General features: G+C 51.4%; 18 protein-coding genes and 1 pseudogene. 7 read left to right on the forward strand and 12 right to left on the reverse strand.

Going from position 1 to position 20237, the window contains the following annotated elements:
* Positions 1-57 precede the first annotated feature (57 nt).
* Positions 58-405 (reverse strand): YacC family pilotin-like protein, encoded by a 348-nt coding sequence (locus tag BSPA111_RS19510; protein WP_064539870.1) that lies wholly within the window; start codon positions 403-405, stop codon positions 58-60.
* A 156-nt stretch (positions 406-561) separates the two neighbouring features.
* On the opposite strand from BSPA111_RS19510, the gene cueO reads away from it, so the two are divergent.
* On the forward strand, positions 562-2145 hold the full coding sequence (cueO, locus tag BSPA111_RS19515; RefSeq protein WP_183272799.1) for a multicopper oxidase CueO: 1584 nt from the start codon (positions 562-564) through the stop codon (positions 2143-2145).
* A gap of 92 nt (positions 2146-2237) precedes the next feature.
* Here the strand turns inward: cueO and BSPA111_RS19520 are convergent, their stop codons facing one another.
* The gene (locus tag BSPA111_RS19520) at positions 2238-4652 is read right to left on the reverse strand and encodes a glucose/quinate/shikimate family membrane-bound PQQ-dependent dehydrogenase (RefSeq protein ID WP_373925647.1); all 2415 of its coding nucleotides are present in this window, start codon (positions 4650-4652) and stop codon (positions 2238-2240) included.
* A 160-nt stretch (positions 4653-4812) separates the two neighbouring features.
* On the opposite strand from BSPA111_RS19520, the gene hpt reads away from it, so the two are divergent.
* Positions 4813-5349, forward strand: a complete 537-nt coding sequence (gene hpt, locus BSPA111_RS19525) for a hypoxanthine phosphoribosyltransferase (protein ID WP_183272800.1) — start codon at positions 4813-4815, stop codon at positions 5347-5349.
* A 65-nt stretch (positions 5350-5414) separates the two neighbouring features.
* Here the strand turns inward: hpt and can are convergent, their stop codons facing one another.
* A complete protein-coding gene (gene can, locus BSPA111_RS19530) occupies positions 5415-6095 on the reverse strand; it encodes a carbonate dehydratase (RefSeq protein ID WP_034493430.1) in 681 nt (226 codons plus the stop codon).
* Positions 6096-6328: 233 nt separating this feature from the next.
* Between can and BSPA111_RS19535 the strand changes: the two genes are divergently transcribed.
* The 4 genes from BSPA111_RS19535 (at position 6329) to BSPA111_RS19550 (ending at position 10464) form a co-directional block, all read left to right on the forward strand.
* Positions 6329-7255 (forward strand): ABC transporter ATP-binding protein, encoded by a 927-nt coding sequence (locus BSPA111_RS19535; RefSeq protein WP_183272801.1) that lies wholly within the window; start codon positions 6329-6331, stop codon positions 7253-7255.
* Complete coding sequence (locus BSPA111_RS19540) at positions 7252-8022, forward strand: ABC transporter permease (RefSeq protein ID WP_183272802.1); 771 nt, start codon at positions 7252-7254, stop codon at positions 8020-8022. The genes BSPA111_RS19535 and BSPA111_RS19540 overlap by 4 nt, the downstream gene beginning before the upstream one ends.
* A gap of 675 nt (positions 8023-8697) precedes the next feature.
* Positions 8698-9129: a PTS sugar transporter subunit IIA gene (locus BSPA111_RS19545; protein ID WP_183272803.1), complete on the forward strand. Its 432-nt coding sequence runs from the start codon at positions 8698-8700 to the stop codon at positions 9127-9129.
* Positions 9130-9213: 84 nt separating this feature from the next.
* A complete protein-coding gene (locus tag BSPA111_RS19550; protein WP_183272804.1) occupies positions 9214-10464 on the forward strand; it encodes a polysaccharide deacetylase family protein in 1251 nt (416 codons plus the stop codon).
* A gap of 53 nt (positions 10465-10517) precedes the next feature.
* Here the strand turns inward: BSPA111_RS19550 and panD are convergent, their stop codons facing one another.
* The 9 genes and pseudogenes from panD to thpR form a co-directional block, all read right to left on the reverse strand.
* Positions 10518-10898 carry an aspartate 1-decarboxylase gene (panD, locus tag BSPA111_RS19555; RefSeq protein ID WP_034493438.1) on the reverse strand — a complete coding sequence of 127 codons (381 nt, stop codon included), beginning with the start codon at positions 10896-10898 and terminating at the stop codon, positions 10518-10520.
* Between the two features lie 98 nt (positions 10899-10996).
* Entirely contained in the window at positions 10997-11851 is an 855-nt protein-coding gene (gene panC / locus BSPA111_RS19560) for a pantoate--beta-alanine ligase (protein ID WP_183272805.1), read from the reverse strand.
* 13 nt (positions 11852-11864) lie between these two features.
* The gene (gene panB, locus BSPA111_RS19565) at positions 11865-12659 is read right to left on the reverse strand and encodes a 3-methyl-2-oxobutanoate hydroxymethyltransferase (RefSeq protein WP_183272806.1); all 795 of its coding nucleotides are present in this window, start codon (positions 12657-12659) and stop codon (positions 11865-11867) included.
* Positions 12660-12778: 119 nt separating this feature from the next.
* A complete protein-coding gene (folK, locus tag BSPA111_RS19570; protein WP_183272807.1) occupies positions 12779-13258 on the reverse strand; it encodes a 2-amino-4-hydroxy-6-hydroxymethyldihydropteridine diphosphokinase in 480 nt (159 codons plus the stop codon).
* Positions 13255-14652 carry a polynucleotide adenylyltransferase PcnB gene (gene pcnB / locus BSPA111_RS19575; protein WP_221200576.1) on the reverse strand — a complete coding sequence of 466 codons (1398 nt, stop codon included), beginning with the start codon at positions 14650-14652 and terminating at the stop codon, positions 13255-13257. The genes folK and pcnB overlap by 4 nt, the downstream gene beginning before the upstream one ends.
* Before the next feature lie 56 nt (positions 14653-14708).
* Positions 14709-15613 (reverse strand): annotated as a pseudogene (gluQRS, locus tag BSPA111_RS19580) (tRNA glutamyl-Q(34) synthetase GluQRS).
* A gap of 190 nt (positions 15614-15803) precedes the next feature.
* Positions 15804-16259, reverse strand: a complete 456-nt coding sequence (gene dksA, locus BSPA111_RS19585; RefSeq protein WP_183272810.1) for an RNA polymerase-binding protein DksA — start codon at positions 16257-16259, stop codon at positions 15804-15806.
* 191 nt (positions 16260-16450) lie between these two features.
* Positions 16451-17155, reverse strand: coding sequence for a DNA/RNA nuclease SfsA (gene sfsA / locus BSPA111_RS19590; RefSeq protein WP_183272811.1), 705 nt, complete (start codon positions 17153-17155; stop codon positions 16451-16453).
* On the reverse strand, positions 17156-17695 hold the full coding sequence (thpR, locus tag BSPA111_RS19595; protein ID WP_183272812.1) for an RNA 2',3'-cyclic phosphodiesterase: 540 nt from the start codon (positions 17693-17695) through the stop codon (positions 17156-17158).
* Positions 17696-17774: 79 nt separating this feature from the next.
* Between thpR and hrpB the strand changes: the two genes are divergently transcribed.
* Positions 17775-20207, forward strand: a complete 2433-nt coding sequence (gene hrpB / locus BSPA111_RS19600) for an ATP-dependent helicase HrpB (RefSeq protein WP_183272813.1) — start codon at positions 17775-17777, stop codon at positions 20205-20207.
* Positions 20208-20237: the final 30 nt, after the last annotated feature.

Genomic DNA, 20237 nt, shown 5'->3' on the forward strand with positions numbered 1-20237 from the left:
TAAGTGACTGGGGTGAGCGAACGCAGCCAACGCAGCTGCAGCTTGAAGTATGACGGGTTATTTCACGTAGGCGAGCAGACTTAATGAATCCCGAGCCAGCGATTTACATTTGTTCGCTGTTGGGATGGCAATGCCACTAAGATCGCGATAGCTGTCTTCACCCAATGCTTTCATGTTGAAGGTATCGTAATTGCTCAAATCCCACTGGTTTTGTTGTGCAAAAAACACCAGTGCGCGACGAATTTGTCCGTTAGGCAGATTTTGGTAGCCGCAATCATTTTTCAGGAACACAAAAACCGCAGTAAGATCGGCCATATCTTCTGCTTCAGACTCGCTAAGTGCCTGACTGCTGGTAGAAAAAGCCAGCAACAATCCCAGCATTAATGCCCTAACACCCATCTTCATCACATCTACCACTTTTTATCAGATACGAAACGTTAGCACAGTTGAGCAAGACGCGACGAGAATTATTCACAGCTCTATTCTCTGGGTAAAACTTGACCTTCCCCTTGGGTAAAGGTTTATGCTCAACAGCACGCCTGCTAAAGAAAGGAATTGAATATGCATCGCCGTGATTTTCTAAAATATTCTGCTGCTATTGGTGCGTTTAGCGCTCTGCCGCTCTGGAGTAAAGCGGCACTGGCGGCCGACAGACCCGCATTGCCGATCCCCGGAATTCTCTCCCCTGATGCAAAGAATAGCATCCGTTTAACCGTACAAGGCGGCAAAAGCACATTCAATGGAAAAACGGCCACCACTTGGGGTTATAACGGCAATTTGCTTGGGCCTGCGTTACAGCTTAGTCAGGGTGAAGAAGTCACCGTTGAGATAAATAACACCCTCGCGGAAGAGACGACGCTTCACTGGCATGGTTTAGAAATCCCCGGCGATGTCGACGGCGGTCCACAAGGTGTCATTGCCGCAGGTGGCAAACGCACCGTGAAATTTACACCGCAGCAACGCGCGGCAACGTGCTGGTTCCACCCGCATCAGCATGGAAAAACGGGTCATCAGGTCGCGATGGGCCTTGCGGGGCTGGTATTGATTGAGGATAGCGAAAGCCGTGCGCTGCGCTTACCGAAGCAGTGGGGCATCGATGATGTGCCGCTGATTATTCAGGACAAGCGTTTCAGTGCCGATGGGCAAATTGATTATCAACTGGATCTGATGAGTGCGGCTGTTGGTTGGTTTGGCGACACGCTGTTGTGTAACGGAGCGGTGTACCCACAGCATGCTAACCCGCGTGGCTGGCTGCGTTTACGTTTGCTCAATGGCTGTAACGCTCGTTCATTAAATATTGCTGCCAGCGATAACCGACCGTTGTACGTGATTGCCAGCGATGGTGGCCTGCTCGCGGAACCGGTTAAAGTCACCGAACTCTCCATGTTAATGGGGGAGCGCTTCGAAGTGCTGGTGGATACTCGTGACGGCAAAGCGTTTGATATCGTCACGCTGCCGGTTAAACAAATGGGTATGACGGTCGCGCCTTTTGACCAGCCAGTGCCTGTCGTGCGCATCCAACCGTTGATTATCGCCGCTTCTGCCGAACTGCCCGATAAGCTGGCTACTGTCCCGGCGATACCCAATCATGAAGGGGTTACCGAACGCTGGTTGCAACTGATGATGGATCCGATGCTGGATATGATGGGAATGCAGGCGCTGATGGATAAATACGGCCCTCAGGCGATGGGCGGCATGGGCATGTCCGGGCATGGCAATATGGGCGGCATGGGGAATATGGACCATGGCAAGATGAATCATGGCGGCATGAATCACGGCAAACAGGGCGCTGGTTTCGATTTCCATAATGCGAATAAGATTAACGGCAAAGCGTTTGATATGAATACGCCAGCTTTCGCCGCCGAAAAGGGCAAATACGAGAAATGGACGATTTCCGGCGAAGGCGACATGATGCTGCATCCTTTCCATATTCATGGAACGCAATTCCGTATCCTCAGTGAGAATGGTCAACCGGTAGCGGCCCATCGTCAGGGCTGGAAAGATACCGTGCGTGTGGAAGGCGCGCGTAGCGAAGTGTTAGTGCGTTTTGATCATGTCGCTTCAAAGGAGCATGCGTATATGGCGCACTGCCATCTGCTCGAACATGAAGATACCGGCATGATGCTCGGATTTACGGTGGCGTAAAATGGCCCTCACCCCGGCCCTCTCCCACGGGGAGAGGGGGAATACCGAACGGTTCCCTCTCCCCGTGGGAGAGGGTTAGGGTGAGGGGAAAACTACTTAGCGTCGTCCGGCAAAGCATAAGCAACAATATAGTCGCCCATCTTGGTTCCGAAGGAGCCGTGGCCACCCGCAGAAATCACGACGTACTGCTTGCCATTCACTTCATAGGTCATCGGCGTCGCTTGTCCACCGGCTGGCAGACGCGCTTCCCACAGTTTGTCACCGTTGCTCATGTTATAAGCGCGCAAATAGTTATCTGCGGTTGCGCCAATAAACAGCACGTTCCCTGCGGTCGAAATTGGGCCGCCCAGCATTGGCATCCCCATTTTAAACGGCAGTGGAAGAGGTGAACTGTCACGCACCGTACCGATACGTTTCTTCCACACCACTTCATTGGTTTTCAAATCGATCGCAGAGATGTAGCCCCACGCCGGTTGCTTACACGGTAAGCCGAACGGAGAGAGGAACGGGTTCAGCGTCACGCCATATGGCACGCCGTACTGTGGCTGAATGCCAGATTCAGAACCGCTACCTTTAGCATCTTTCGGTGGTTCCATTGGGTTGCCTGGACCGCGTGGCATCAGCTTAGAAACAAACGGCAGGGCCATTGGGTTGGCGATCGCCACCTGACGGTTCGGGTCAACTGAAATTCCACCCCACTCGAACATCCCCAGGTTGCCCGGGAATACCAGCGTGCCTTGCTCAGACGGCGGTGTGAAAATGCCTTCATAACGCAAGTTGTGGAAGATAATACGGCAGACCATCTGGTCATAGAGCGTCGCCCCCCACATATCCGCGCCGCTGAGATCTTTCTTCGGACGGAAGCTGAGGTCGGAGAACGGTTGGGTTGGCGTAACGTAATCACCTTTCGCTGCACCCTGCGGAACGGGTTTTTCCGGAGCCGGAACGACCAGTTTGCCGTCACGACGGTCCAGCACAAAGATGTTGCCGGTTTTCGCAGGTGCGTAGATAACCGGGATCAGGTTGCCGTTCTTGTCGCTAATATCGGCAAGTGTTGGCTGCGATGGCATGTCCATATCCCACAGGTCGTGGTGAACCGTTTGATAAGACCATGCCAGTTTCCCGGTCGTTGCGTTCAAAGCGACAATGCTGCTGGCATAGCGCTCCTGTTCCGGTGTGCGATTACCGCCCCAAATATCTGGCGTGGTGACCCCCATCGGCAGGTAGACCAAATCAAGCTTTGCATCATAGGCGGCTGGCGCCCAGGAGTTCGGCGAGTTAAGGGTGAAATGATGTTCGTCGCCTGGAATGGTATTCGGATCTTTTGCACCCGGGTCGAATGCCCACAGCAGCTTTCCGCTGTTCACATCAAAGCCACGGATAACACCAGACGGCTCGCGAGTAGAGAAGTTATCTGTTACTGCACCCGCAATCACAATCACTTTATCGGTGATAACTGGCGGTGAAGTGGGTTCATACATGCCTGGTGTTGTCACCGGCATATTGGTTTGCAGATTCAGAATGCCTTTGTTAGCAAAGCTTTCGCACAGCTGGCCGTTATCGGCATTGATGGCAAACAGACGCCCGTCATTCACCGGAAGGATGATACGACGTGGGCAGTCTGAAACGACATCCGGACTTGCGTTATCCGCAGTCGCTTCGTGATAAGAAACCCCACGGCAAGTCACGTGCTGGAACGAAGGGTTGGTATCCAGTCGCGGATCGAATTTCCACTTCTGCTTACCGGTTGCCGCATCCAGCGCAAACAGTTGCTGGTGAGCGGTACACAGGTAAAGCGTGTCGCGGATTTTAATCGGAGTGACTTCGTTGGTGATTTCACCCGGATCGGTTGGGCGCTTCACGTCACCCGTCTGGAAGGTCCACGCCTCTTTAAGCTGACCGACGTTTTTATCGTTGATCTGTTTTAAAGGAGAGTAGCGCTGTCCTTCCTGATTGCGACCATATGCAGGCCAATCGGCATCAGGAATGGTGGAGCTTGCTGTCTTTGTCAGTTCATCGCTTTTCAGCGTGCCGTTAATTTCTTGCGGATCGTTAAATACCGCCCAGGCCAGCCCAATCACGGTAACAACCAGTACTGCCCCTAGCGCGGGAGCGGCACCTGTAGCCGGTTGAATCAGATGACGATAAACAAACGGTAGCAGTAACCAAACGCCGAAGAAGAAAAGTACGTCTAAACGCGGTGTTAATGCCCAGAAATCGAAACCGACTTCCCAGACTGACCACACTGCGGTGCAAAGCAGTAATGCGGCATAGAGCCACAGCGCCAATGCTTTACGTTGCCAAAGTAAACCTGCGGTGACTAGCATCACCACCCCTGCAATTGGGTAGTACCAGGAACCCCCAATTGCCACTAACCATATCCCGCCAATAAGTAAATACAGCCCGGTCAGTACTGCAAACAGGGCTGTTAAGGTTGCGATGACTCGCGAACCAGAGTTATTTGTTTTCACAATTATCACGCTCTTAAAAATTTGATAGCAATTCATTATAGTTATTAACAAGTGTGATATTCATCACATAAATGGCCTTTTTACGGATAGCGGATGAGAATGTGTTTTGCTGTTATACTGCTGGCCTGAATATTTTGTATTGGTTTACAATCAACCAATATCGAATGATTTATTTTTAAATCATATGGTTATAACTATGAAACATACTGTTGAAGTGATGATCCCCGAAGCGGAGATCAAAGCCCGTATCGCTGAGTTGGGTCGTGAGATCACTGAACATTATCGTGATAGCGGTAGTGATATGGTGCTGGTTGGTCTGCTGCGTGGCTCATTTATGTTCATGGCGGACCTGTGCCGTGAAGTCCACGTGCCACACGAAGTCGATTTTATGACGGCATCGAGTTATGGCAGCGGCATGTCCACCACCCGCGATGTGAAAATCCTGAAAGATCTCGATGAAGATATTCGCGGTAAAGACGTGCTGATCGTCGAAGATATTATCGATTCCGGTAATACGCTGAGCAAAGTGCGCGAAATTCTGAGCCTGCGTGAGCCAAAGTCACTGGCAATTTGTACGCTGCTGGATAAACCGGAGCGTCGTGAAGTGGACGTGAACGTTGAGTGGGTGGGTTTCGCCATTCCTGACGAATTCGTGGTGGGTTATGGTATTGACTACGCTCAGCGTTATCGCCATCTGCCATACGTCGGTAAAGTGGTTCTGCTGGACGAGTAACGTGTCGAAAAGCGCGAAGTTTTGACGTTAAAAAAGGGCCTTTAAGGCCCTTTTTGCTATCTGTGTTACTGAGAAGGTGTTCTATTCTTGTGGCTGATATGAGAATTCTGAAGATTTGAAATCCCGCTACGGTAGCCCTGTTCCAGCGATTCGCGGCTGGTGGCAGTCACTTCCAAATCGCGCAGGCGACCATCGTGAATACCGTAAGCCCAACCGTGTACGGTGACTTTTTGTCCACGTTTCCACGCGGACTGCATAATGGTGGAATGGCCGAGGTTATAAACCTGCTCCATTACGTTCAGTTCGCAAAGCGTATCCAGACGCTGCTCCGGTGGGAGTTCTCCCAGTAGGGAGCTATGCTTGAACCAGATATCGCGGATGTGCAACAGCCAGTTGTTAATCAGCCCTAAATCTGGGTTCTCAACCGCCGCTTGTACACCACCGCATCCGTAGTGACCGCAGATGATAATGTGTTCAACTTCAAGAACATCTACTGCGTACTGAACAACAGAAAGGCAATTCAAATCCGTATGAATGACCAGGTTTGCCACATTACGGTGAACAAACAACTCGCCAGGCTCAAGGCCCGTCAGACGCTCGGCAGGTACGCGGCTATCGGAACAGCCAATCCACAAGAAGCGAGGTTTTTGGGCTTGAGACAAACGTTCAAAAAAACCCGGATCTTCGTCCTCCATCAGTTTTGACCAGACCTGGTTATTGCTGATGAGGGTATCAATGTCTTTCATGGAAGTTAACAACCTGTAACAGGAGAAGTGCGTTGAGGTAATATAGGGCAACTGAATAAATTTTAAAACAGCTATCCCCTTCATACTTCAAGCTGCATGTGCGTTGGCTGCGCTCAATCACCCGAATCACTTACCTGAGTAAGCTCATCGGGATTCTTGTTCTTGCCGCCTTCATGCAACTCGAATTATTTGGGGCGCAACTTTTTTTGTACCGGACAAGGCAACCGTAAATAATGACAATTGCATTAGAACTGGAACAGTTAACGAAAACCTATGCAGGCGGTGTACAGGCACTGCGCGGCATAGATCTTCGTGTTGAAGCAGGGGACTTTTACGCCCTGCTGGGGCCAAACGGCGCAGGAAAATCCACCACTATCGGTATTATCAGCTCGTTGGTAAATAAAACCTCAGGTCGGGTTCGCGTGTTTGGTTACGATCTGCAAAAAGACATTGTTAACGCCAAACGCCAGCTTGGGCTGGTGCCGCAGGAATTTAACTTCAACCCATTTGAGACGGTGCAACAGATTGTTGTACATCAGGCGGGTTATTACGGCGTTGAACGTAGCGAAGCCATCGCACGTAGCGAAAAATACCTGAAACAGCTCGATCTGTGGGAAAAACGCAACGAACGTGCGCGCATGTTGTCCGGTGGCATGAAGCGCCGTTTGATGATTGCCCGTGCCTTGATGCATGAGCCTAAATTGTTAATTCTTGATGAACCAACAGCGGGCGTCGACATCGAACTGCGCCGTTCAATGTGGGGCTTCCTGAAGGATCTGAACGACAAAGGCACCACCATTATTTTGACCACCCACTATCTTGAAGAAGCAGAGATGCTGTGCCGCAACATCGGTATTATTCAAAATGGCGAGTTAGTCGAAAATACGTCAATGAAATCATTACTCTCCAAACTGAAGTCAGAAACTTTTATCCTCGATTTAGCGCCGAAAAGCCCGCTGCCACAGCTTGATGGCTACCAGTATCGCCTGGTGGATACGTCGACTCTGGAAGTTGAAGTGCTGCGCGAGCAGGGGATAAATAGTGTTTTCAGTCAGTTAAGTTCGCAAGGTGTTCAGGTATTAAGTATGCGTAACAAAGCAAACCGTCTTGAAGAGCTGTTCGTCACGCTGGTAAACGGGTCAAAAGGAGACCAGGCATGATGCATCTCTATTGGGTGGCGTTAAAAAGTATCTGGACCAAAGAAATCCATCGTTTCACGCGTATCTGGATTCAAACGCTAGTACCGCCGGTCATCACTATGACCCTGTATTTTATTATTTTCGGTAACTTGATCGGCTCGCAAATCGGCTCAATGCATGGTTTTACTTACATGCAGTTCATCGTGCCGGGTTTGATCATGATGGCGGTGATCACTAATTCTTATGCCAACGTAGCGTCTTCATTCTTTAGCGCAAAATTCCAGCGCAACATTGAGGAGTTGCTGGTGGCACCGGTGCCGACCCATATCATTATTGCGGGTTACGTTGGTGGCGGTGTTGCACGTGGCTTGTGCGTTGGGGTTATGGTAACTGCCGTTTCGTTGTTCTTCGTGCCATTCCAGGTTCATTCATGGCTCTTTGTCGCATTGACGCTGTTGCTGACGGCAATTCTGTTTTCGCTGGCGGGTCTGCTGAACGCGGTGTTTGCCAAAACCTTTGACGACATCAGCCTGATCCCCACTTTTGTGCTGACTCCGCTGACCTATTTGGGGGGGGTGTTCTACTCTCTGACGCTGCTGCCGCCGTTCTGGCAGGCGCTGTCCCACTTGAACCCAGTGGTGTATATGATCAGTGGTTTCCGTTACGGCTTCCTGGGCATCAATGACGTACCGCTGCTGTTCACCATCACGGTACTGGTCGGCTTTATCACCGCATTCTATATTCTGTGCTGGTATTTGATTCAACGTGGGCGTGGTCTGCGTAGCTAATTTTCATAGCCTCCCTGAGAGGCTGTCTCTTAGTCACATCTTTGAGATTAGGATTGGCTGTTTATGTCGGAAGTGGTGAAAGTTCCGTTCACTCGAAGTCTTCCGCTACATGCAGCCACCGAACCGGTGAACGTCCGAAGGGTGTTCACCGTCACACCCCTCGCTTTCACTCCACAATACGATGTTTACATTGCATCGCTTTAGATTTTTCAGCAAAACAAGGTCTGCGTTATCTACCTGAACTTGCCGCGACCCCCTTGTTCCCGGCTTAAATCGCCACAGTTTTTCCCCTTCAGTCAGGGTTGAGCCGCTGGGAGCGGCGAAAGAGAGCGATCGTCGGGAACGAATCGCGAACGACCCTGAATGTTGGGGGAAAACTGGGGTTTACCGCTTTAGCGGCGATTTATTGGCCGGGCGCCGAGGTCGCCAGGAGGATGCGTAATCCTCCTGGCACGTTCACCGTTCGCAATAGTGACAGGGATAATCAGCCGCACGGGTGAACGGAAAACCCACGAAGCCAACAGATCTCACCTTGGCAGACGGCCTCAGTGAGATCTGCATAAGCAATAGCCGAAAGGGGACATAAATTAAGAATTTTCTTACCTGCTATTGATTCGTATCACAGCGCAAAAATCTCACCTTGGCACACTGTCGCCCTGCAAAAAGGAGAATGCCATGTTAGGTTGGGTGATTGCGGGTCATGACTACTACGCTCAGGATATGCTGGATGCAATTGAGCGTCGTTTTGGGCCTCAGGCTCAATGTTGTTCGGTGAATTACTGGAAGGGACTGAGCACCAACATGCTGAGTCGTATGATGTGTGATGCGTTGTACAATTGTGATTCGGGTGACGGAGTGGTCTTTTTGACCGACCAGGCCGGGGCTGCCCCTTATCGTACTGCGGCATTAATCAGCCACCAACATACCCATTGTGAAGTGATTTCCGGCGTTACGTTACCCGTGTTGTTTGCGATGCGTGCGTATCGAACCACGTTGACCAGTGAAGCGTTCCGCGACCATATTGTTGAGCATGGCGGGGGCGACATCACCAGTCTTTGGCATCAGCAACAAAAAAATCCCCCCTTCGTGTTACTACACCATTATTGATTTGATCGGTTGGTATTGGGCGGGCTTTTGTTAGAATGACCGCTTCTTCTCGTCATTGAGACACTCAGTGCAATCAAACCCGTTATGCTAACTCGTCTTATCTTTGCAGCCCTGATGCTGATTTGTGGTAGTAGCGCTAATGCTAGCCTGCTCAGCAGCCACCATACTCCCGCGCAATATATGCAAACCACTGAAGATGCCGATATTTGGGCGCAAGTGGGGGATAAAGTCATCTCTGTCGGCACCATTCAGGAAGGGCAAATACTGGCAGTCGTCCCGACGGCGGCAGATTATTACGAGTTCAGTTTTGGCTTTGGTACGGGCTTTATTGATAAATCGCATCTGGAGCCAGTGCAGGGAAAACAACGTGTTGAAGATCGTCTGGGCGATTTGCATAAGCCATTGAGCAACCAAAACCTGGTGACCTTCCGTGATGTGGCCGTGTATAACGCACCAGACAGTGGCAGTGCCCCGTTTGGTACGCTGGCGAATAACTTACGTTATCCCATTATTGCCAGTCTGAAAGACCGGCTTAACCAATCCTGGTATCAGATTCGAATTGGCAACCGCCTTGGGTATATCAGCAGCCTTGATGCCCAGCCGGATAACGGCATTCCGGTGCTTACCTATCACCATATTCTGCGTGACGAAGAGAACACGCGTTTTCGTCATACATCAACCACGACGTCGGTTGTGGCATTCAACAACCAAATGACCTGGCTGCGGGATATGGGTTACACCACGCTGACTCTGTATCAGCTCGAAGGTTACGTGCGCAATCGAATGAACATGCCTGCGCGCGCGGTGGTGATTACTTTTGATGATGGGTTAAAGTCGGTGTATCGCTACGCATACCCGATCCTCAAAGAATACGGTTTTAAGGCAACGTCATTTATTATTTCGTCACGTATTAAAGCGCACCCACAAACCTGGAACCCGAAAACGCTGCAATTTATGAGCATATCGGAATTACAGGCCAGCCAGGATGTGTTTGATATCCAGTCGCACACGCACTTTTTGCATCGCGTTGATGCAAACCGCCAGCCGACACTTTTACGCCGTACCTACCGCAATATCTTGCTCGATTTTGAACATTCCAGACGCGCGCTGGCACAGTTTAATCCGCATGTTTTATACCTTTCGTACCCCTTTGGTGGCTATAACGATAAAGCCGTGAAAGCAGCCAACGATGCGGGGTTCCATATGGCGGTGACGACTGTACGTGGGAAAGTGAAGCCAGGAGATAACCCGTTTTTACTGAAACGGCTTTATGTATTACGCACCGACTCGTTAGAAACGATGTCGCGACTGATTTCCAACCAACCGAAATCATGAGACAAAAAAAGGCCTGCTTAACAAAGCAGGCCTTTTTAATTCAACGATCGGGGTCAGGCAACCTGAACCGGTACAGCCTTCGCCAGGCGTTTCATTTCGTTGTCGCCATCGAAATAAGCCACTTTCGGCTGCCAGCTACGCGCTTGCTCATCCGGCATCGTCACGTAAGTTGCGATAATCAGAATGTCGCCCACATCGGCACAATGTGCCGCAGCGCCGTTAACCGAAATAATTTTAGAACCGCGTTCACCAGCGATTGCGTAAGTAGAGAAGCGCTTACCGTTGGTGACGTTATAAATATCAATGGCTTCATATTCCAGAATGCCAGCCGCTTCAAGGAAATCCTGATCAATGGCGCAGGAACCTTCATAGTGCAAATCCGCCTGCGTCACTTTGACACGGTGAAGTTTGCCTTGCAGCATGGTGCGTATCATAGCTTAAACCTTCGTCACTATTGGGTTACATAAGCGGCAAGCTCAGTGCTTGCCGCCGGAATTTAGTTGGGCAGTATTGCCCGATTTTGCCAGGCTGTCTACTGCGCGAGCTCGACCTGAACATTATCAATTAAACGCGCTTGTCCGAGCCATGCCGCCATCAGCACCACCGCTCGCTTGCTCTCTGCACCCAGCTCCAGCAATGTATCCGCATCGCGGATTTGCAAGTCGTCTGAACGGAAGCCTTTTTCATTTAGCTCAGTTGCCGCGATCGCTAACAGCTCTTCGGTATCGCGCTCACCGGCAAGCAGCTTGTCCGCCAGAGACTGCATCACCTTATGCAGGCCCGGTGCGATTTTGCGTTGTTCAGCGTTCAGATAGCCATTGCGTGAGCTTAATGCCAGGCCATCTTTTGCGCGCACCGTTGGTACACCTATGATTTCGATGTCGTAGCCCATGTCTGCAACCATCTTGCGAATTAACGCGAGCTGCTGGAAATCTTTCTCACCGAAGCACGCGATGTCAGGCTGCACCATGTTAAACAGCTTACTGACGATAGTAGAAACGCCACGGAAATGCCCCGGACGGCTTGCACCTTCGAGCATGGTCGAAAGCCCTGGAACTTCGACGAAGGTCTGCGAATCCAGGCCTTTAGGGAAAATGTCGCCAGGAGCAGGTGCAAACACCAAATCCACTTTGCGGCGATTTAACTTTTCGCAATCTTCCTGCAAGGTGCGTGGATAGCGCGTTAAGTCATCCGGGCGGTCAAACTGCATCGGATTAACAAAAATGGTGGTTACTACCACATCGGCGCGGCTTTTTGCCTCATCGACCAGCTTCATATGCCCGTCGTGCAGGTTCCCCATTGTTGGGACCACCGCAATGCGCTTACCTTCCTGGCGCCAACGGCGGATTTGCTGACGCAGCAGCGGTATCGTTTCGATAATCAACACAACCCTTCTCCTGTCAGTGGAAACTGTGTTCTTCACCTGGATAGGTGCCGGACTCAACTTCGTTGATGTACTGGCGCACCGCAGCACGCATGTCGCCGGTTCCTGTAAGGAAGTTCTTCGCAAATTTTGGAATATGACCACCGGTAATGCCGAACGCATCGTGCATCACCAAAATCTGTCCGTCAGTGACATTGCCAGCCCCAATACCAATAACCGGGATAACCAGCGCGTCAGTGATGCGTTTTGCCAGTGCAACCGGCACACATTCCAGCACTAACAGCTGCGCACCTGCGGCTTCGAGCGCCAGGGCATCATCAAGCAGCGTTTGCGCCGTGGTTTCATCGCGCCCCTGGATTTTATAACCCCCGAAAATATTCACAGACTGCGGCGTTAAGCCCAAATGCCCACAGACGGGAACCGCACGTTCGGTGAGCATTTTGACGGTATCAACCAGCCAGCGACCCCCTTCGACTTTGACCATGTTCGCACCGGCGCGCATTACTTCTGCGGCGTTGGCAAAAGCTTGCTCCGGGGTGGCGTATGCCATAAACGGCAGGTCAGCCAGCAACAGGCAATTCGGCGCGCCACGGCGTACCGCGCGAGTGTGGTAGGCAATATCTGCTACGGTTACCGGCAGCGTGGAGTCGTGGCCTTGAACGGTCATCCCTAATGAATCGCCAACCAGCATGACGCCAATGCCTTCCTCGGCAAACAGTTTTGCGAAGCTGAAATCATAAGCAGTGATGGTGGCGAACTTGCGTTGTGCCTGTTTCCATTGGCGCAACTGAGACATGGTGATTGGTTTCATGGCAGTCCCTGAAAATTAAGGGTGGGGAGTGAATCTAAATACTCTTCAACTTTCAAGCTGCAGTTGTGTTGGCGGCATCTTGAAGTAGCCTGGGTATAAGAAGTAAAACACGTCCGTGGTTACCAAAAAGTAATCCCGTCCTGGGAGAGATTTTCTAAAACTTTAGCGACCAGTTGGCCGTCAGGGAAGGCGCAATCAGGCGCGATCTCCAGTAATGGAACTAACATGAACGCACGGTTTTTCATATCGTAGTGCGGCACGGTAAGTGCTGGCGTGACAATCGTCAGATTACCGAACAGCATAATGTCGAGATCCAGCGTTCGTGGTCCCCAGCGCTCGGCTTTTCGTACTCGTCCGTGCTCCAGCTCAATACGTTGAGTATGAGCCAGTAATGCCTCGGGAGACAGCTCAGTTTCAAGGGCGACAGCGGCATTCAGGTAATCAGGTTGGTCTTGCGGGCCGAGCGGTGGGGTGCGGTAGTACGAAGATGTTGCAACCACCCGGCTTTGCGGGATGGTTGCAATGGCGTCCAGTGCATGAGTCACTTGCTCAAGCGGCGACACAAGGTTGCTGCCAAGGGCGATATACGCCAGTGTCATGCACTTCCTCCGCTACGCGGTGCACGTTTGCGCGGACGGCGATGACGGCGGCGTAGCGCAGGTTCATCACCTAAAACATCGAGCATATCTTTTTGTGCTGGTGGAGCAGCCACCTGGAACTCACCCCACCATTTGGTCAGGCGCAGTAATTCCTGGTTATTTTCCACTTCAGCACGCAGTGCCAGCAAATCATACGCAGCGCGGAATTTAGGATGCTCCATTAACTTCCATGCGCGTTTGCCCTGACGACGAGACAGACGAAGCTGAAGGCCCCAGATGTCACGAACCAGAGTGGTGATACGTTTTGGAATAGCCAGCGCACGGCAGGCTTCGTCCAGCACTTCGTTCATCGCTAAAGCGAAGGCGTCCATATAGGCAAGCCCGCTTTCCTGGGTCAGCTTTTGAGCCATCTCCAGTTGCGGATACCAGAAAATGGCAGAGAACAAGAAGGCTGGGTTAACGCGCATATCGTTCTGAATGCGGTTATCGGTATTCTTCAGCACCTGAACGATCATGCGTTCCATTGGGCTGTCACCCTGCTCGGTGAAGTAGCGGGTGATGGTCGGGAATAACGGCTGGAAGAGCTGATATTCACGCAGCAATTCATACGTCTCGTAACCGTGGCCGGCTTGCAGAAGTTTCAGTGACTCTTCAAACAAACGAGCTGGAGGGACGTCATTGATCAAGGTGGCTAAACGCGGAATGGGCTCGCCTGTTTCCGGGCTGATCGTCATATTCAGCTTCGCGGCAAAGCGCACGGCACGCAGCATGCGAACCGGATCTTCACGATAGCGTGTTTCAGGATCGCCAATCAGACGGATGACACCATTGCGTAAATCACGCAGGCCACCGACATAATCGCGAACTGAGAAATCAGCCACGCTGTAATACAGGCTGTTGATAGTGAAATCGCGGCGCTGAGCATCTTCTTCGATAGAACCAAAGATGTTATCGCGAAGCAGCATGCCGTTCTGACCGGTCTGCGATGTCTGTTTATCAGACTTTTGCTCTTCGTGGTGACCACGGAAAGTGGCAACTTCGATGATTTCCGGCCCAAACATGACATGCGCCAGGCGGAAGCGACGGCCAACCAGACGGCAGTTGCGGAACAGTTTACGCACTTGATCCGGCGTGGCGCTGGTGGTGACATCAAAGTCTTTCGGCTGTTTACCGAGCAACAGGTCACGGACACCGCCGCCCACGAGGTAAGCCTCGTAGCCTGCTTTGTTCAGACGATAGAGCACCTTGAGGGCATTTTCACTGATATCTTTGCGGGACAGAGCGTGCTGGTCACGCGGAATTACCGTGATTTGCGGGAGATCTTCACTCTCCTCGACCACGACGTCATCGCGGTTAAGCACCTTGCGGCAAAAATTAGCGACTCGGGTAAAAATAGTACACCTCGGCAGTGTCAATCATAGGGACAAAAAAAACAGCGGCTAATCATAGCTCAGTGCGTGGCATTTGAGAATGACGTATTCACGAAGAGCCTGCTCCTACAGCCTGCAGCGACCAATTTTGCACCGCTAGACTGAGTAACTCACTCAGCGTTAAATCTTGCCAGCCAGCAATTTCTGGTTGGTTCAAAAATGCCAGCGCTGCATGAATAACCGGACGTGGATCGCCCTGTGGTAGGGCTGGCGCATGATTTTGCTTCGATAACTTGGCGCCATTCTCGTTGAGCACCAGCGGCAAATGGACGTAATCAGGTACCGTCCAGCCAAACTGTTGATACAGCGAAATTTGTCGTACTGTCGGCTCAATTAAATCTGCACCGCGTACAATTTCACTCACACCCTGAAAATTATCGTCCACGACCACAGCAAGATTATAGGCAAATAACCCATCACGGCGATGAATGATGAAATCTTCACGGGCCAGTTTTTCATCGGCAATTAATTTTCCGTGCAGTTTATCGGCAAAACTTAATACCGGATGATGCTGCACAAACCGTAATGCGGCATTCTCTGACCCATGATTTAGCGTGCGGCAATGACCGTCGTAGTAACCGCCAATTTGCTGAATGCGGCTGCGGGTACAGGTGCAGTAATAACTCAAACCTTGCTGCTGCAAGAAGGACAGGGCTTCGCGATAGGCTTCGTGTCGTTGGGATTGCCACAAAACTTCACCATCCCAGTGCAAACCATAATGCTCTAACTGCTGCAAAATCGTGGTAGCGGCGCCCGGGATTTCACGAGGTGGGTCGATATCTTCAATGCGAACCAGCCATTGGCCCTGCTGCGCGCGAGCTTGCAGATAACTACCAAGCGCGGCAATCAGTGAACCAAAATGGAGTTCACCAGAAGGCGAGGGAGCAAAACGTCCAATGTATCCCCGTCGCCCTTCAAAATGCAGGGGTGTTGACTGCTCTCGTTCACCCGAATCACTTACTTGAGTAAGCTCATCGGGACTCTCTCGTTTGCCGCCTACCTGCATCTTGAAGTTACTCGGGTATCGTGGAAAGTGGTCATCAGTATTGTGACAGGCTACAAATGAATAAGGCGGGAGAGTCTCCCGCCTTTGAAAGTGGTGAAATTGCGGGCCGTTAGCCAGCCATTTGTTTTTCGCGAATTTCTGCCAACGTTTTACAGTCAATGCACAAATCAGCTGTCGGGCGAGCTTCGAGACGGCGGATGCCGATTTCAACACCACAGGATTCGCAGAAACCGAAATCTTCGTCTTCTACTTTCTTGAGGGTCTTCTCGATTTTCTTGATCAGTTTACGTTCCCTGTCACGGTTACGCAGTTCGAGGCTGAACTCTTCTTCCTGGGCTGCACGGTCAACCGGGTCCGGGAAGTTTGCTGCTTCATCCTGCATATGCGTTACCGTGCGATCAACTTCATCCATAAGTTGGCTACGCCAGGCTTCAAGAATACGCTTGAAGTGCGACAGCTGGGCTTCGTTCATATATTCTTCGCCCGTTTTCTCCTGATATGGCTCCACCCCAGCGATGGCGAGGATACTCAGGGACGATGTTTTACGCTTTTGCCCTTCTTGCATGTTGTTTCTCCTTAACACGCACTATCGGTCCCCTGGTCGGGGGAAAATCAGGCCGCTATAAATAGCAGATGCTTTTCAGGATGGCAATTATATAAATTCCTCTCTTGACAAGCCTGTGAAGAAAAGCGTATTTACGCGAGCCGCCAGCACACAAAACAGACAAACGTTAACTGCTCTTTATTAAGTAAAAATTATAAATGGACAGGCAACGGCGAAATTAGAGTTAACCCACTTGCAGAAAGTTCAGCCTTATAAGCAAGAAGTTCGACTCCACACTGTTGCGCCTCTGATAACAATTGCGCATATTTTGCATCGATGTGGCGTGCCGGGGAGACCTGGGTAATAGCCGAATGCAACACTGTAAACAGCAGCACCGCGCGTTCGCCCTGCAAAACCACGTTCATCAATTCCCGCAAATGCTTTTGCCCTCGGAGGCTTACGGCATCTGGGAAATAGCCACAACCTTGTTGTGATAACGTGACTGATTTCACTTCAATATAGCAGTTAACCTTACAATCTGCTTGCAACATAAAATCAATACGGCTGCGCTCCGCGCCGTACTTTACTTCGCTTTTAATTGTGTTGTAACCCGATAGTTCTGAAATGGTTTCTGCCGCTAATGCTTCTTTAACCACTCCATTCGCGCGCAATGTATTTACACAGATAAATTCGCCACGTTGCGTCTGGGTTATTTCCCATGTGTGAGGATATTTACGCGTCGGATTGTCTGAGGTGGAATACCAGACAGTATCCCCAGGTGTTGCGCAACCGGTCATTGCTCCGGTATTCGGGCAATGAAGTGTTAATTCTTCGCCGGAAAGCGTGACGACATCGGCCAAAAAGCGTTTATAACGTTTAATCAGAGTGGCTTGCTGTAATGGCGGGCTAAATTCCATTTATTCTTCCTTATTACTGAGCGACCAGCGCTGCAATGGCTGGTAACGCGTTCGCCCTTGTTTGAAAACAGATTCATACAACACAAATTCATCTACCTGATATTGCCAGCGGAAATTGGGGGGCGGAATAGCGACTGCGCGCGGCGTATTGCGATAAATCGTGATATGCGGATGAAACGGCTGCGGGCTTTGATAACAACCGCTGCGAGCCGCCTGTGAGCGTAACATGTTTGCCAGTTGAATGAGTCCTAAAGGCGCATGGCGCGGGCCAATCCATACGACATTCGAACGCAGCCATTGCCCGGCATCATCAATGGTCAGGGTAAAACCGCGCTGGCGAATTCGCCCAGCTAACTGGCTGAGCGCCTTTTGCTTTTCCACGCTGATGTCACCTAAAAAGGCGAGCGTCAGATGCAGGTTAGCGGCGGCAATCGGCCGCCCGGTATCTTCAGGAAACTGTGCGGCGCGCCACTGGATAATCTGTTTTTGCACCTCTGCTGGGAGTTCGAGTGCAAAGAACAGACGGCGAGTTTCAGCCATTGTTGGGTCTCTCGGTTATGTATGATTTGGCGTGATGCTACAATAGCGAACTTTCAATAATACCTTTTTGGAGCCGTTTGTGCCGTCATTACCGGTCGCCGCAGTGCTACCCGATATTCTTCACGCTTTGCAAAATGCACCGCAAATTTTACTGAGCGCGCCAACAGGTGCCGGTAAATCGACCTGGCTGCCATTGCAGATTTTGCAACAGGCAAACTTAGGCGGGCGCATTCTGCTACTTGAGCCGCGACGGCTGGCGGCACGCAATGTTGCACAGCGTCTGGCTGAACTTTTGGGTGAAAAGCCGGGTGAAACTGTGGGATATCGCATGCGTGCTGAAACCTGCGTGGGGCCAAATACACAGCTCGAAGTCGTCACCGAAGGTATTCTGACGCGCATGATCCAGCACGATCCGGAACTCGACGGTGTGGCGCTGGTGATTCTGGATGAATTTCATGAACGTAGCCTGCAAGCCGATCTTGCGTTAGCGCTGTTGCTCGATGTGCAGCAGGGATTACGCGACGATCTCAAACTTTTGATTATGTCGGCAACGCTTGATAACCCGCGCCTGCAACAGTGTTTGCCGAATGCGCCAGTGATCGCCTCTGAAGGGCGGGCATTTCCTGTTGAGCGCCGCTACAGTCCGCTTCCCACTCAACCCCGTTTTGATGAAGCGGTGGCTATCGTCGTGGCGAATTTACTGCGGGAAGAGTCGGGGTCGGTGTTGCTGTTTTTACCCGGCGTTGCTGAAATCCAGCGCGTTCAGCAGCAGTTACAAGAGCGGGTAGCAAGTGACGTGCAGCTTTGCCCGTTATACGGTGCGCTGCCTTTAAACGAACAACGTAAAGCGATTTTGCCTGCGACAAATGGCATGCGCAAAGTGGTGCTGGCGACCAATATTGCTGAAACCAGTCTCACCATCGAAGGCATCCGCCTGGTGGTGGATACCGCGCTTGAACGCGTGGCGCGTTTTGATGTTCGCACCGGTTTGACGCGACTGGTTACGCAACGTATTAGTCAGGCGTCGATGGTTCAACGTGCAGGGCGAGCAGGGCGACTGGAATCGGGTATTTGCCTGCACTTAACCAGTGCCGAGCAAGCAGAACGCGCCTCCTCGCAAAGCGAGCCGGAAATTCTGCAAAGCGATCTGTCCGGTCTGCTACTCGATTTGCTGCAATGGGGTTGTCAGGATCCGCATCAACTCACCTGGCTTGACACTCCTCCCGGTGCCAATCTTGCCGCTGCTCAGACATTACTACGCCAGCTCAATGCGCTGGATGAGCAAAACCGGCTCACGTCAGTCGGCCAGCAGATGGCTAATTTGGGTAATGAACCTCGCCTCGCCGCAGTCCTGATCAATGCCAAAACCGCCGATGAACAAGTCACAGCCGCTCGGCTGGTCGCGATTCTGGAAGAACCGCCCCGTGGTCAGGACAGTGATTTGCGAAACGCATTTAGCCGTCGGCAGGAAAACTGGCAGCAGCGGAGTTCTCAGTTGTTAAAGCGGTTGAATAATCGTGGCGGTGCTGCTGATGCCTCTCTTATCGCCCCGTTACTGGCTCACGCTTTTCCCGATCGTATCGCCCGGCGCCGTGGCCTGGATGGTCGTTATCAATTAGCTAACGGTATGGGGGCGATGCTCAATCAGGACGATCCTCTCACGCGTTATGAATGGTTGTTAGCACCTTTATTATTGCAGGGAAGCCAAACTCCAGACGCACGTATCTTGCAGGCGATACCTCTGGATATTGATGTGCTGACGGCGAAATGTCCGTCGTTATTAAACCAAAGTGACTCCATTGAATGGGATGAAACCCAGGGTACGTTGAAAGCTTATCGTCGCACGCAGATTGGCAAACTCGTGGTGAAAGTCCAGCCGCTGGCGAAACCTTCCGAAGGGGAGTTGCATCAAGCAATGCTCAACGGCATTCGTGAAAAAGGCCTGGCGATACTGAACTGGTCACCCCATGCGCAACAGTTTCGTTTGCGTCTGGCATGTGCAGCCAAATGGTTGCCGGAAGTTGCGTGGCCTGATGTTTCGGATGATGCTTTGCTACGAAATTTAGACAGCTGGTTATTACCTGAACTGCATGGTGTACACTCGTGGCGCGCGCTTAAAAACATTGATGTCACACGCGCGTTACAGAATCTGCTCGACTGGAACACACGCGTTCGTCTGGATAGTGCGTTGCCAACTCATTACACTGTGCCGACTGGAAGCCAGATAGCGATTCGCTATGATGATGAAAATCCGCCAGTTCTTGCTGTTCGTATGCAAGAAATGTTTGGTGAAGCGCGAACGCCAGTGATTGCTGAAGGCCGTGTGCCACTGGTTCTGGAACTGCTCTCCCCGGCTCAGCGCCCTTTGCAGATAACGCGTGATTTAACCGCTTTCTGGAACGGAGCCTATCGGGAAGTGCAAAAAGAGATGAAGGGACGTTATCCAAAACATGTCTGGCCGGATTCGCCAGCAGACGCGCAGCCCACGCGGCGCACTAAAAAATATTCGTAGGTGTGAGCTGTCTGACGCCCTCACCGCGGC

This window comes from Buttiauxella sp. A111 (assembly GCF_014189855.1).
Lineage (GTDB): Bacteria > Pseudomonadota > Gammaproteobacteria > Enterobacterales > Enterobacteriaceae > Buttiauxella > Buttiauxella selenatireducens.